Here is a 13,044-nt window from a genome sequence, read left to right on the forward strand (position 1 = left end):
ACATAGAGGTCGGGGAGGACGGATGGACACGACCAATCTGCCCGTGGCCGTGATCGGTGCGGGCCCGATCGGGTTGATCACCGCGTTGGGCCTGGTCTCGCACGGTGTGCCGGTGGTGGTCTTCGAGGCGGGGGCCGAGCTGTCCGGCGAGACCAGAGCGGGCACGATCCTGACGCGGACGCTGGAGGTGCTGGACCGGTACGACGCGCTGGGCCCGGTGCTGGCGGCGTCGCTGCGGATCGACGAGATCGGGGAGCTGGACCGGGCGACCGGGACGTCGACCGGGAGCGTGTTCACCTCGGCGCTGGTGGACGAGACGCGGTTTCCGTTCGTCATCAACATCCCCCAGCACGAGCTGGAGCCGGTGCTCGCCGACGTGCTGGAGGAACGCGCTCCCGGAGCGTTGCGGATGCGCCACCGGCTCGTGGACTTCCAGCAGCACTCCGATCACGTGACCCTGCGGTTCAACGACCAGCCGGAGTTCGCGGCGGCCTACGTGCTGGGCTGCGACGGCGGCCGTTCGACCGTGCGCGAACGGCTCGGCGTCGAGGTCGACGGGCACACACTCGAACAGCGGTACATGCTGGTCGACCTCGTGTGCGACCTGGACGTCGGCAACCCGCGCGACTACCCGTACCTGGCCTACTTCGGCGACCGCGAGGAGTGGATGGTCCTCGTCCGGCAGCCGCACTGCTGGCGGTTCGTGTTCCCGCTGGCCCCCGGACGTGCCGAGCCGACGTCCGACGAGCTGCGCGACAAGGCGTTGCACTTCATCGGCGAGGTCGACGAGCTGAAGGTGCTGGGCAGCAACGTCTACACCGTGCACCATCGCGTGGCGTCGTCGTGGCACCGCGGCCGGGTGTTGCTGATGGGCGACGCCGCGCACCTGATCACGCCGATGTGGGCGCTGGGCCTGAACACCGGTGTGCTCGACGCGTCCAACGTGCCGTGGCGGCTCGCGTGGGTGTACCGCGGGTGGGCGTCTGACGCGCTGTTGCAGGGCTACGAGCGTGAACAGGCTCCGCTGGCGATCAACGGTTCCGGCGCGATGGCCGAGGCGGCGCGGGCGGTGATGGACCGCCGGCTGGACTCGGTAACGGGGTGGAGTGACGCGATGACCCGCACGTTGCTCGGCGTGCGGCTGGGCGAGGACTGGTCGCTGGTGCGCCCGGCGGGGCCGCTGCGGGTCGGCGACCGCGTCCCGGACCTGCGGGTCTTCGGGCTGCGCGGCCCGGTGCACCTGCACGAGCTGTGCCGCGACTCGTTCGTGGCCCTGCACCTCACCGACGCGCGCCGCCGACCGCCGGTGACCGGTGATCTCGCCGGTCTGCGCCAGGTCGTGGTGAGCCGCTGGGACGCGCCGCACGACTCCGGCATGCGAGATCGCGCGTACTTCGACCCCGGTTCGGCCGTGCGGGACCGCTTCGGCCTCGGCGACGCGGTCGTGCTGCTGCGGCCGGACGGGCACGTGGCGTTCGTCGAACCCTGGACCGCCGACTCGTGGCGGCACGTCCAGGACCGGTACCTGCGGGAGGTGTGCCTTGAGAGGTGACGTGGTGGTGTCGCCGTCGGGTGAGGAGATCGTGCTCGTCGACGTCGGCCAGCGCGTGCTGTACGACGACCCGGTGGTCAGGGTGTGGGAGGTCCAGCTCGAACCGGGCGAGACCCATCCGTGGCACCTGCACCACAACCCGTACGTCGTGCTGAGCATCGACGGCTCGGAAGGCCGGATGGACTGGCTCGACGGCAGCGAGCCGAGGTTCATCTCGGAGCGCCGCGGCGGCTCGGTCTACCGGCCGGTCTCGCCGATCCACCGGCTGACGAACATCGGCACGTCGTTCTACCGCAACCGTCTCGTCGAACTGAAGGACTTGGGCGAAAACCTGCCGGAGCCGCTCGACATCGTCGCGGACGACGTCAGCGTGCGCACCGTGGCCGACACGACCCTCGACCTGGAGGGGCCGCACGTCCTCGCTGCCTTGGACGTCGAGGACGTGCGGCTCCATCCGGGAGGGCGGTTCGCGTTCGACGGCGAGTGGTTCGTCGTCGAGCTGGCCTACTTGTTCAGGTAGGGCTCGATGTCCTCGGCCTCGACCAGCTGACGGACCTCGACCGACATCTCCTCGACGCCGGCGAAGCAGGTGATGTACTCCTCCGCGAGCGCCGTGGCCTCGGCGAGGTCCTTCGCGTTGATCATCATGAATCCGCCGACGACCTCCTTGGCCTCGGCGAACGGCCCGTCGATCGCCTTGACCGCGGTGCCGCGCCTGCGCACCACCGATCCTGCCTTCTGCACGCCGTCAGCGGTCAGCAGGGCGCCGTTCGCGGTCAGCTTCTCGACGAAGCCGTTCATCCGCTCGATGAGCTCGGCGTTCGGCTCCCACGAAGCCGGGTCGTCTTCGTGCACCCGGTGCATGAGCATGAAACGCATGTTCTCTCCTAGTGTCGACTGGCAGCGTTCGACCGCTGCCACCCCTGCGTCGATCGACGTCACGGAGCTTTCGACATTGTGCCGAGAACTTTCTCGACGCGGTGGGACACGAGGTGGTCGGCGGTGCGCAAGGCCAGCGCGGCCATCGTGATCGACGGGTTCGAGGTGCCGAGCGAGGGCATGCTGCCGCAGCCCACCACGTAGAGGTTGGGGTGGTCCCAGCACCGTTGCCACTGGTCCACCACCGAGTCGCGCCGGTGGGAACCCATGACGTGGGTGCCGCCGCCGTGCCCGGCGCCCCAGTAGCGCAGCGGTTCGCCGTTGTGCTCGAAGTACCGTTCCTCGTCCGGTTTGTACGACGTGTAGTCCTCGGCCCTGAGCAGCTCGAAGAGCTGGTCGCAGACCCGTTTCGCGGCCAGCAGACCGTCCTTGACGTAGTCCGACAGTCCGTAGTGGATGCTCGGCCGCGGGTTGCCCAGCGCGTCACGGCCGGCCGCCAGGGTGACGCGGTTCGCGGGATCGGCCTCCTGTTCGACCTCGACCTGGAGCGCGAACTGCCGGCCGACCCGTTCCGCCACGGCGTGCCGCAGTGCCTTGCCGCGCAGACCGGCCGCGACGAACTCGGCGGTGTCGGAGTCCGGGCTGCCGGCCGACCAGCCCCAGCCCCAGTTGCCGATCTCGATCCGGAACGGTGCGCGCCGGCCGCGCTCCGGTCCCCCGCGAAACGCCTCGATGCCCGTCGTCGAGCCAGGTCCGCGGAACGGGCCGACCGGTTGCGGCATCAGCGCCCAGGTGAGCAGCGCGGGGTGGTCCATCAGGTTGCGGCCGACCTGGTCGCTGCTGTTCGCGAGCCCGGACATCAGCAGCAGCTTGGCGTTCTCGATGGCGTGCGCGGCGAGAATGACGACGTCCGCTTCTTCCTCGTGCCGCGTGTGCCTGCCGGTCGTGTCGTCCTCGTACCGCTGATAGCTGACCTTGGTGATGCGTCCGAACTCGTCGGCGTGCACCCGGTTCACGACGCATCGGGTGCGCAGTTCGACGTTGCCGGACCAGCGTTTCTGCGTCCGATGCGGGGTGTACTTGGCCTGCTCCGGGCAGATCGGCACGCAGCTCGCGTACCCCGCGCACAGGTTGCCGTCGGGCCGGTAGCCGTCGACCGGTTTCCCGTTGCGCGCCTGCGGTGTGCCGACGACCAGCAGCTCGTGCCCGTCGATGCTGACACCGTCCACAACGGACGCGATGACGTGGTCGAGGTACGTGCGAGGCAAGGCGTGCATGGGATAGCGATAGCCCTCCGCGACGGGGAGGTGCTGCCGTTGCTCGTCGGCGTCGGCCGCGATCCCGATCTCCCACTCCGCGGCCCGGTAGTAGGGCTCCAGGTCGTCGTAGGAGATCGGCCAGTTGCGGCCGCGGCCGATGTCGGCGGTGCGGAAGTCGTCGGGGTGCATCCGGGGCGTGATCCCGGTCCACGCGGCGCCGGTGCCGCCGTTCATCCGCAGGTACGGGCTCGAGTAGTCGAACGGCCCGGTGTTGATCAGGTAGTCGCTGGACGGCGCGGCGACGGTCCTGCGGTACGGCACGAGCGGTGACTTGACGAGGCTGGCCCGGAACCTCTCGACGGCCTCGTCGTGGTCGGTGTCCGCCCCGGCCTCCAGCACGAGCACGCGGAACCCGTTGTCCCCCAGCACCTTCGCGATCAGCGAGCCGGCGAACCCGGCCCCGACGACCACGGCCCTCACAGCGAACTTCTTCGGGGCCTGCGCTCCCAGCTGCCGAAGCCCGGCGCGCGGGTCCCCGGCGGAGCAACCCCGACGGCCTTCCACGCGAGCCCCTCGGCGTAGGCCCGGGAACTGGGGATCACCCCGCGCCAGACGCCGGTGTACCAGAGCTCGATGATCTCGGCGTGCGACGCGTCCTGCGCCAGCGCGCGGTACTGCTCGACCAGTCCGGTCGACCTCAGCTCCTCCGCCGAGAACCCGGTCAGCTCGGCGGACAACTCCACGAAGGCGTCCATCCGGCCATCCTCTGCGGAGGAACTGCCTGCGCCAAACGATCCGGGCAAGCCTCACCCGCGTGGCGGAACCTCCATCTCGCCCAGGCGCGACCAGTCGTCCTGCTCCACGACCTGGCTGACGATGCGCGGCGTCTCCGCGAGGTAGGGCGGCAACTCCTTCTGCGCGTTCTTGAAGTGCTCCGACTGCACGTGCGCGCCACCCGCGTCCCCGTCCCGGAACGCCTCGACCAGGACGTACTCGGTGGCGTCGTCGAGACTGCGGGACCAGTCGAACCACAGGCAGCCGGGCTCGGCACGCGTCGCCTCGGTGAAGCTCCTGGAGATCTCGGGCCAGGCGTCCGCGTGCTCGGGCAGGACGCGGAACTTGGCGGTGATGAAGATCAAGACGGCCTCCTTCGCGATCGCCGTCAACCCTATGGGGTGCGGTCATCTCCTGCGAGGTCGCGCGACCTGCGCGATCATCGCCCCGTGCCCGAGATGATCGACACCCGCAGGCGGAACCTCGTCGTCGCGGCCGTCCTGCTCGCCATGCTGCTGGCCGCGCTCGACCAGACGATCGTGTCCACCGCGCTGCCCACGATGGTGGCGGACCTGGGCGGCGGCGCGCACCTGTCGTGGGTGGTGACGTCGTACCTGCTCGCCGAGACGATCATGACGGTGCTGATCGGCAAGTTCGGTGACCTGTACGGGCGCAAGAAGACGTTCGTGATCAGCGTCGTGCTGTTCCTGGTCGGGTCGTTCTTCGCGGGCTGGTCGGAGTCGATGGGCATGCTCATCGCGTTCCGCGCGGTCCAGGGTCTCGGCGCGGGCGGGTTGATGGTCACCTCGACGGCGATCATCGCGGACGTCGTGCCGTTGAAGGAACGCGGCAAGTTCCAGGGGTTCGCGGGCGCGGTGTTCGGCATCGCGACGGTGGCCGGGCCGTTGCTCGGCGGGCTGTTCGTGGACCACCTGAGCTGGCGGTGGGCGTTCTACGTGAACATCCCGCTCGGCGTCGCGGTGGTGCTGGTGGCCCTCGCCGCGCTGCCCACGATCCGGGCCGAGGGGCACCCGAAGATCGACTACGCGGGCATCGCGCTGATCGCACTCGCGGCGACCGGGTTGACGCTGGTCACGAGCTGGGGCGGCACCGAGTACGCGTGGACGTCGCCGACGATCCTGTGGATGGCGGCCGCGTCGATCGTGCTGCTCGTGGCGTTCGTGTTCGTCGAGCAACGCGCGGCCGAACCGATGCTGCCGATGAGGTTGTTCCGCAGCCGGGTGTTCACGGTGTCGGGCATCCTGAGCTTCGTCGTCGGGTTCGCGATGCTCGGCGGCATCACGTACCTGCCGATCTACCTGCAGTACGTGCGCGGCGAGTCGGCCACCGCGTCCGGTCTGTGGATGCTGCCGCTGATCGCCGGGCTGATGTCCACGGCGTTGCTGACCGGCAACGTGATCAGCCGCACCGGCCGGTACCGGGCCTTCCCGCTCGTCGGCTCGGTCGGGCTCACCGTCGGCCTCCTCCTGCTGTCCTATTTGGACGCGGACACCAGTTACTGGGTCATGGGCGCGTTCATGGTCGTGCTCGGCGCGGGCATCGGCCTGGTGATGCAGGTGCCGGTGATCGTCGTGCAGAGCACCACGAACTACTCCGACCTCGGCGTGGCCACCTCGGGCATCAGCTTCCTGCGCACGATGGGCAGCTCGTTCGGCGTCGCTATGTTCGGCACGATCTACGCCAACCAGCTGCCCAAGCACCTCGTGGTGCCGCAGGGCGCCGACCCGCGCGCCATCGCGAGCCCCGCCGCCGTGCACGCGCTCCCCGACGCGCTGCGGGTGCCGATCGTCGCCGGATACGCCGAGACGGTGCAGATGATGTTCCTGATCGCCGCGCCGATCGGGCTCGTCGCGTTGCTGGTCGCGTTCTTCCTGCCGCAGGTTCAGCTCAGGGACACCTCACGCGCCGCGGCGACCGGCAACAGCGGTGTGGGCGAAAGCTTCGCCGCGCCGCCCTCGAACTCCTACGACGAACTGCGCAAGCTCGTCTCGACGGTGGTCACGAAGTCGAAGGAGGACCCGACCCTGGCCGTGCTGCGGCGCTCGGGCGTCGACCTGCCGCTGGAACAGGCGTGGCTGCTCGGCCGGGTGTACCGGGCGTCGACGGACGACGGCGTCGCCACACTCGACGAGATCGCCGAGATGACCAAGGTGCCCGGCGGCATCTTCGAACCGACCGCGCGCGAGCTCGTCCGGTCCGGGCACCTGACGTTCGGCGACGACGGCTACCGGTTCACCAACCAGGGCTCGGACGTGTTCGCGCAGCTCGTGCAGGCGTGGCGGCGGTGGCTGCTCGACCAGCTGGAGGACTGGCACGAGCCGGACCAGCGCGACTTCGCCCAGGCCCTCGACTCGTTCACGGACGAACTGATCGAGAGCGGCCGCCAGCTGAGCAAGGTCTAGAGCCGCGCGGACAGGGCCGCCGCCTCCGAGCCGCGGCCCTGCTTCTCGTACAGCTCCAACGCGAGCGCCCACTGCGCACGCGCCTCAGCCTCCTCACCCGCCGCCGCGTGCACGTCGCCGAGGTGCTCCAGCACGGTGGCCTGTTCCGCCGAGTTGTCGAGCTCCCGGTACAGCGCCAGCGCCTCGCGGTAGTGCGCGACGGCGTCGGCGTGCCGGCCGTCGTGGTGGGCGATGTGCGCGAGACTGTCCAAAGTGGCCGCTGTGCCGTCGGCGTGCCCGAGCTTGTTGTTGAGCAGCAAGGCGTCTTCGCAGAACGTCCGCGCCTCGGCGTACCGGCCCAGGCACGCGTAGCGCCAGCCGACCTCGTTGAGCGACTCGGCCTCGCGGATCTCCGACCCGGCTGCGCGGAACTCCTCCAGCCCCCGCACCGAGTGTTCCAGGGCCTTCTCCAGGTCGCCCTCGAACTCGGCCGCCCACGCCATCGCCCGGTGCGCGGCGCCGTGGGCCGTGTGGTCGTCGTTGCGGGCGAACAGTTCCAGGCTGCGTTCGAAGTGCTTGTGCCCCAACGCCGACTCGCCCAGCTCGACGTAGTCCGCGCCGAGGCACATGTGCGCGGTCGCCTGCTTCGTCTCGTCGCCCAGCGCCTCGGCGGCGCGCAACGCCATCAGCCAGGCGTCGACGTCGTCGGAGGCACGTCCGCGACGCAGGTGGTAGGGGTTCAGCGTGCGGCCGAGCATCCACGCCACGTTGGAGGCGCCGCACTCCAAGGCCTGCCGCTGTTCGGTCATCAGGCAGGCGTGCTCCGCGTCGAACCACGCCATGGCCGCGGCGCTGCCCGCGAAAGCCAGGACATGGCGGCTTTCGTGCTCTGGCAGCACTTTGAACGGCTCCAGCACCATCGCCGCGGCCCGCGCGGTGGCCGCGTAGAAGTCGGCCAGCCGCGATCCGGCGTCCACCCGCACATCCGCCGCGTACAGCCCGACCAGGTCGTGCATCCGGTAGCGGCCGGGCACGTGCTGCTGCACCAGGTGGGAGTTCTCCAGTTCCCGCAGCACCATCCGGGTCCGTGGGGCGGGCCGGTCGAGCAGCGCCGCCACCGCCGCGAGGCTCACGTCCGCCGTGCCGACCGTCCCGAACAGCCCGAACGCGCGCGCTGCCTCGTCCGACAGCGCCGCGACGGACCAGGAGAAGACCGCCCGCAGGTTGGTGCCGATCTCCCCCGCGTCCAGTGCGTCGAGGGGTTGCTCGCGCAGTTCCTCGGCGAACACGGCAAGCGGGAAGTCCGGTTCCATCGCGACGCGCGCGGCGACGATCGACAACGCCAGCGGCAGCCCGTCGCACCAGCTCAGCAGGTCCTCGACCACCTCGGGTTCCGCCGCGACCCGCTCGGGGCCGAGCCGCGCGGTGAGGAACTCGTGGGCGTCGGCAGGGTGCAGCACGTCGAGCGACACCGACCGCGCGCCGTGCGCGGCCACCAGTCCTGCCAGCTTCAGCCGGCTCGTGACCAGCACCGTCACGTCGGAACCGGGCAGCAACGGCACGACCTGCTCGGTGGAGCGAGCGTTGTCCAGCAGCACCAGCATCCTGCGGCCCGCGACCAGGCCGCGGTACCGGGCGGCCCGCGCGTCCAGACCGGCGGGGATCGTCTTCTCCCCGAGTGCCTCCAGGAACTCGCGCAGCACCGTCTCCGGCGGCGTCGGCTCGGCTGACGGGTCGAAGCCGCGCAGGTTCACGTAGAGCTGGCCGTCCGGGAACGCGTCCAGGTTCCGGTGGGCCCAGTGCAGCGCCAGCGCGGTCTTGCCGACGCCGCCCGTGCCGCCGATCGCGGTGATCGTGGGGGTGCCTGCCGGTTCCAGCGCTGCCAGTTCGTCCGCGCGGCCGGTGAACCACGGGTGCGGCGCCGGCAACTGCCGTGGACCTTCGGCCCGCGCTTCCCCGGCCAGGATCAGCTGGTGCGCGTCCTGCAACGGTTTACTCGGGTCCGCCCCGAGCTCGTCGGCCAGTCGCCGTCGCATGGAGTCGTAGTGCCGCAACGCCTCCGCGTCGTTGCCCGACCGGTGCAGCGCCAGCATCAGTTGCGCGGCAAGGCGTTCGTCGTGCGGGCGTTCGTCCGCCGCCTGCCGGAGCGTCGGCAGGACCGAGACGTGCCTGCCGGCCGCGAGCGCCAGGTCGTTGCGATCCAGTTCGGCGGCGACGCGTTCGGCGTGCAGGCTCTCCCGCAGCGCGTCGAACCACTCCGACTCGAGTCCTTCCAGCGCCTCGCCACGCCACAACCCGAGCGCCTCGTCGAGCGCACCCTGCCGCACGAGTGCGCGGAAGCGGAACAGGTCGACCTGCTCGGGTGCGACCGTCAGCCGGTAGCCCGCCGGCGTCCGCTCGATGTCCAGTTCGAGCAGCTTGCGCAGCTTTGACACGTACCCGTAGAGCGTCTCGCGGGCTCTCAGCGGCGCGCGCTCGCCCCAGACGCGGTCCAGCAGCCGGTCGACGGGCACCGGCCTGCCCTCCTCGACCAGCAGCGCGACCAGCACGGACCGTTGCCGGACGTGGCCGATCTCGACCAGCGCGCCCCGGTCGCGCACCTCCACGGCACCGAGCAGCCCGAACTCCAAGATCACCCCTCAGCAGCGGATTCAAGGTTCATCCTAGGTTCATCCTTGATCACACGGGCAATCTCCTCCTCGCAGGAAGGCCCCGGTCACCAGACACCGGCAGCCCAGCCAGAAGGGGCCTTCCCCACACTCTTCCGCCACGAAAGATCACCCGACCAGCCCAGGGCGGACCCGTATATCCACATGCGACCCTGGAACTGATGAGCATCACGCGAATCGGGTCGTTCAACGTGGAGAACATGTTCGAGCGCCCCAAAGTCATGGGCCGCAACGCGACCAGGCACGCGGCTCCGATCCTGGCCGCCCATGCGCGGTTCAACGAGCTCATCGCGTGCGAGACGTACACGCCGGAAGTCAAGGAAGAACTCAAGGAACACCTGGCGACGCTCGAACTGCTGCGAAGTGACCGGAGCAAGTACGCGATCCTGCGGCGCATCCGCGGCCGGTTCCTCGCGCGGCACCGCACCGGCGAGACCACCGTCGTGGCCGGCGGTCGCGAGTCCTGGGTCGGCTGGGTCGAGCTCACCACCGAACCCATCAGCGAGCTCGCCACCCGCCACACCGCCCAGGTGATGCGCGACGTCGGCGCTCACGTGCTCGGCGTCGTCGAGGCGGAGTCCCGCGAGCTGCTGCACATGTTCTCCGCCAGCATGCTCAAGCACGTCGGCTGGACCCCGTACGAGGAGGTCCACCTCATCGACGGCAACGACGAGCGCGGCATCAACGTGGGCGTGCTGACGCGCGATGGACACCAGGTCATCACCATCCGCACGCACGTGTACGCCAAGGACTCCTCTGGCGTCATCTTCTCCCGCGACTGCGCCGAGTACCACGTCCGCACGCCCGCCGGTCCCGAGGTCGTCGTGCTGGTGAACCACCTGAAGTCCAAGGGCTACGGCGCTCCCGGCGACCCGATCGGCGCGCGCCGCCGGTTCCGCCAGGCGGTCCGCATCGCCCGCATCGTGAACCGGCTGCGCGACGAGGGCCACGAGCACATCGCGGTCGTCGGCGACCTCAACGACACCGCCGACAGCGAGGCCCTGCGCCCGCTGTTCCAGCGCACCGGCCTGCGCGACATCAGCGAGCACGAGAACTTCGACTGGGACCACCGCCTCGGCACGTACCGCGGCGTCAACGAGAAGGGCAAGATCGACTACGTCCTGCTCACCCCCGAGCTGTTCGCCAAGGCGGTGGGCGGCGGCGTCTTCCGCAAGGGTGTGTGGCGCGGTCCGCGGACCAAGAACCGTTGGGACGTCTACGAAACGATGACCAACGAGGTGCACGCGGCCAGCGACCACGCCGCGATCTACGCCGACATCGACTGGTCGCTCTAGACCACTTCGACGGTCACCTCGATGACGTCGCCGGGTTCCACGTTGTTCTTCTTGCGCACGGCGGCCTTGATCGGCAGCACGTAGCAACCCGACTGCTTGTCCGGGAACACCGACGTCGACCAGTTGCTCGCGCCCACACCGACCCGGACCTTCACGGAACCGAAGCCGGTGCCGGGCGTGGCGATGTCGCGGATCTGGTCCGAGACGTCCTCGGGCAGCGTCACGAAGGTCCACGTGTCCAGGCGGCGGGCGTCCCAGAGCCACAGTTCCGCGTCAAAGACGAACATCGCCCCATTCTCACAGCAGCGGACTCACAGGGACACGCTGACGTGGAAGTCCTCGTCGAACCGCTCGGCGAGCCCGGCCGGTGCCCACTGCCACCACCAGGCCCCGTGCCAAAGCGATACACGTTCACTCACAGGGCCCCCGCCAGCCCCACTTTTCGGCACGCGGGGACCTTTCGTACGGCGTGAGCGTACGAAAGGTCCCCGCGTGTCCAACGGCAACACGGGCGGGCCGGCGTGACGTCACTGTGGGTGACTGATGCCATGGCCTCGTCTCGGTCACTCCCCCATTGTGGTGACGAACGCCACCGACCAAATCGGTCGGTTTACCTACCGAACCGGTCGGTAAACGCCGTAAAGTCGGTCGTATGCCACGACAGGCCAGGACCGGAGTCGACGAGAAGATCCTCGACGCCGCCGCCGCGCTCTTCGCGCGGCACGGCTTCGAGCAGACCTCGTTGAAGGCGCTCGCGGACGCTGTCGGCCTGTCCAAGGCCGGTCTGCTGCACCACTTCCCGAGCAAGGACGCTCTCTTCGAAGCGGCGTGGCAGCAGAGCCGGGTGCTGAGCAGGCAGGTGGCCGAGCAGGTCGCGCCGATGCCGGCCGGACCGGCGCGCGAACGGCGCGCGCTGGAGCTGCTCACCGACATCGCGCTCGACCGCCCCGGCCTCGTCGCACTGCTGTTCCGGGCGATGACGGCACCGGGTGAGGACCCGCAGCATGCCCAGGACGAACTGATGATCAACGAGATGTTCGTCATCGACCCCGAGAAGGAACTACCCCGCGCGATCCGGATCGTCGCCGCGCTCAGCGCCATGGCCGTGCTCACCCTCCTGGCCAACCAGGAAGGCGACAAGACGACGTGGCGCCCCTTGATCCTCGCTACCTGTTACGACGCACTCGGGCACCGGGAGGCCTGAACATCATGGCGAAACTGCTCTACAGACTGGGGATGGGCGTGCACAAGCACCGCCTCCCCGTCGTCCTGATCTGGCTGCTCGTGCTGATCGGCTCCGGTGTCGGCGCTTTCACGCTCGGCGGTGAGACGTCCAACTCGATGTCCATCCCCGGCCAGGAGTCGACGACCGCGCTCGAGCGCATCCAGCAGAAGTTCGGTTCCGGCGAGACCGCGACCGCACGGGTCGTCCTGAAGGCACCGGACGGCCAGAAGCTGCCGCAGCACGCCAAGGCGATCACCGACCTGGTGGCCGACGAGTCGTCGCTCAAGGGCGTGACCTCGGCGACCTTCCCGCTGGACCCGGCCGCGCCGAGCGTGAACCGCGACGTCAACGTCGGCTACAGCACCGTCACCTACGACGTGAAGCCCGGTGAGGTCACCGCCGAGCAGCGCGCCGAGCTGACCAAGGCCGTCGACAAGGCGCGCGCGGCCGGCCTGACCGTCGAGGTCAGCGGCACCGCGATGCAGGAGACGCCGCACGTCGGCGGGCCGAGCGAGGTCATCGGTGTGGTGCTGGCGCTGGTCGTGCTCGCGCTGACCTACGGCTCGCTGGTGACCGCGGGCATGAACCTGCTCAGCGCCGCTGTCGGCGTCGGCATCGGCACGCTCGGCATCACCATCGCGTCCGGGTTCATGGACCTGCAGTCCACCACGCCGATCCTCGCCTCGATGCTGGGTCTCGCGGTCGGCATCGACTACGCGTTGTTCATCATCAACCGCTACCGCCAGGAACTGCGCCGCGGCTCCGACGTCGGCCACGCCATCGCGACCGCGGTCGGCACCGCCGGTTCCGCCGTCGTCACCGCCGGTCTGACCGTGGTGATCGCGCTGGTGGGCCTCGCGATCGCGGGCATCCCGTTCCTGACCCAGATGGGTGTCTCGGCCGCCGCCACGATCGTCGTCGCGGTGCTGATCGCCATCACGCTGGTGCCCGCCGTGCTGAGCATGCTCGGCCGCCGGGTGCTGACCCGC

At 69.7% G+C, this 13,044-nt stretch carries 12 protein-coding genes; 6 read left to right on the forward strand and 6 right to left on the reverse strand.

Annotated elements, in window-relative coordinates; all coding sequences use genetic code 11:
• The first annotated feature begins 22 nt into the window (after positions 1–22).
• Positions 23–1,552, forward strand: a complete 1,530-nt coding sequence (locus tag B0F77_RS46795) for an FAD-dependent monooxygenase (RefSeq protein WP_086669417.1) — start codon at positions 23–25, stop codon at positions 1,550–1,552.
• Positions 1,542–2,072 (forward strand): cupredoxin domain-containing protein, encoded by a 531-nt coding sequence (locus B0F77_RS49560; RefSeq protein WP_211294394.1) that lies wholly within the window; start codon positions 1,542–1,544, stop codon positions 2,070–2,072. Before B0F77_RS46795 ends, B0F77_RS49560 begins: the two co-directional genes overlap by 11 nt.
• On the opposite strand, the gene B0F77_RS46805 is transcribed toward B0F77_RS49560, so the two are convergent.
• Genes B0F77_RS46805 through B0F77_RS46820 form a run of 4 tightly spaced genes read right to left on the reverse strand, consistent with a single transcriptional unit; the run spans position 2,057 to position 4,829 of the window.
• Positions 2,057–2,431: a YciI family protein gene (locus B0F77_RS46805; RefSeq protein WP_086669426.1), complete on the reverse strand. Its 375-nt coding sequence runs from the start codon at positions 2,429–2,431 to the stop codon at positions 2,057–2,059. The genes B0F77_RS49560 and B0F77_RS46805 overlap by 16 nt on opposite strands.
• Positions 2,432–2,490: 59 nt before the next feature.
• Entirely contained in the window at positions 2,491–4,170 is a 1,680-nt protein-coding gene (locus B0F77_RS46810) for a GMC family oxidoreductase (RefSeq protein WP_086669418.1), read from the reverse strand.
• A complete protein-coding gene (locus tag B0F77_RS46815; RefSeq protein WP_086669419.1) occupies positions 4,167–4,445 on the reverse strand; it encodes a hypothetical protein in 279 nt (92 codons plus the stop codon). The genes B0F77_RS46810 and B0F77_RS46815 overlap by 4 nt, the downstream gene beginning before the upstream one ends.
• A 51-nt stretch (positions 4,446–4,496) precedes the next feature.
• Positions 4,497–4,829 carry a putative quinol monooxygenase gene (locus B0F77_RS46820; protein WP_086669427.1) on the reverse strand — a complete coding sequence of 111 codons (333 nt, stop codon included), beginning with the start codon at positions 4,827–4,829 and terminating at the stop codon, positions 4,497–4,499.
• Positions 4,830–4,922: 93 nt separating this feature from the next.
• Here B0F77_RS46820 and B0F77_RS46825 point away from each other — a divergent pair, with 93 nt between their 5' ends.
• Positions 4,923–6,887 (forward strand): MDR family MFS transporter, encoded by a 1,965-nt coding sequence (locus B0F77_RS46825; protein ID WP_086669428.1) that lies wholly within the window; start codon positions 4,923–4,925, stop codon positions 6,885–6,887.
• Here the strand turns inward: B0F77_RS46825 and B0F77_RS46830 are convergent.
• The gene (locus B0F77_RS46830; RefSeq protein ID WP_086669420.1) at positions 6,884–9,502 is read right to left on the reverse strand and encodes an AfsR/SARP family transcriptional regulator; all 2,619 of its coding nucleotides are present in this window, start codon (positions 9,500–9,502) and stop codon (positions 6,884–6,886) included. The genes B0F77_RS46825 and B0F77_RS46830 overlap by 4 nt on opposite strands.
• Before the next feature lie 194 nt (positions 9,503–9,696).
• Here B0F77_RS46830 and B0F77_RS46835 point away from each other — a divergent pair, with 194 nt between their 5' ends.
• Positions 9,697–10,830, forward strand: coding sequence for an endonuclease/exonuclease/phosphatase family protein (locus B0F77_RS46835; protein WP_086669421.1), 1,134 nt, complete (start codon positions 9,697–9,699; stop codon positions 10,828–10,830).
• Here B0F77_RS46835 and B0F77_RS46840 read toward each other — a convergent pair.
• The gene (locus B0F77_RS46840; RefSeq protein WP_086669422.1) at positions 10,827–11,117 is read right to left on the reverse strand and encodes a DUF1905 domain-containing protein; all 291 of its coding nucleotides are present in this window, start codon (positions 11,115–11,117) and stop codon (positions 10,827–10,829) included. The two genes, B0F77_RS46835 and B0F77_RS46840, sit on opposite strands and share 4 nt — an antisense overlap.
• A gap of 365 nt (positions 11,118–11,482) precedes the next feature.
• Between B0F77_RS46840 and B0F77_RS46845 the strand changes: the two genes are divergently transcribed.
• Positions 11,483–12,034 carry a TetR/AcrR family transcriptional regulator gene (locus B0F77_RS46845; RefSeq protein ID WP_086669423.1) on the forward strand — a complete coding sequence of 184 codons (552 nt, stop codon included), beginning with the start codon at positions 11,483–11,485 and terminating at the stop codon, positions 12,032–12,034.
• A 5-nt stretch (positions 12,035–12,039) separates the two neighbouring features.
• A partial coding sequence (locus B0F77_RS46850; RefSeq protein WP_158103041.1) for an MMPL family transporter occupies positions 12,040–13,044 on the forward strand: 1,005 nt, incomplete at its 3' end.

This window comes from Lentzea kentuckyensis, from assembly GCF_002150765.1.
Taxonomy (GTDB): Bacteria; Actinomycetota; Actinomycetes; order Mycobacteriales; family Pseudonocardiaceae; genus Lentzea; species Lentzea kentuckyensis.

Excerpts from the sequence above, each read along its gene's own strand:
- B0F77_RS46795 (WP_086669417.1), top strand. The coding sequence starts at position 23 with ATGGACACGACCAATCTGCCCGTGGCCGTGATCGGTGCGGGCCCGATC.
- B0F77_RS46805 (WP_086669426.1), bottom strand. The coding sequence starts at position 2,431 with ATGCGTTTCATGCTCATGCACCGGGTGCACGAAGACGACCCGGCTTCG.
- B0F77_RS46815 (WP_086669419.1), bottom strand. The coding sequence starts at position 4,445 with ATGGACGCCTTCGTGGAGTTGTCCGCCGAGCTGACCGGGTTCTCGGCG.
- B0F77_RS46825 (WP_086669428.1), top strand. The coding sequence starts at position 4,923 with ATGATCGACACCCGCAGGCGGAACCTCGTCGTCGCGGCCGTCCTGCTC.
- B0F77_RS46835 (WP_086669421.1), top strand. The coding sequence starts at position 9,697 with ATGAGCATCACGCGAATCGGGTCGTTCAACGTGGAGAACATGTTCGAG.
- B0F77_RS46840 (WP_086669422.1), bottom strand. The coding sequence starts at position 11,117 with ATGTTCGTCTTTGACGCGGAACTGTGGCTCTGGGACGCCCGCCGCCTG.
- B0F77_RS46845 (WP_086669423.1), top strand. The coding sequence starts at position 11,483 with ATGCCACGACAGGCCAGGACCGGAGTCGACGAGAAGATCCTCGACGCC.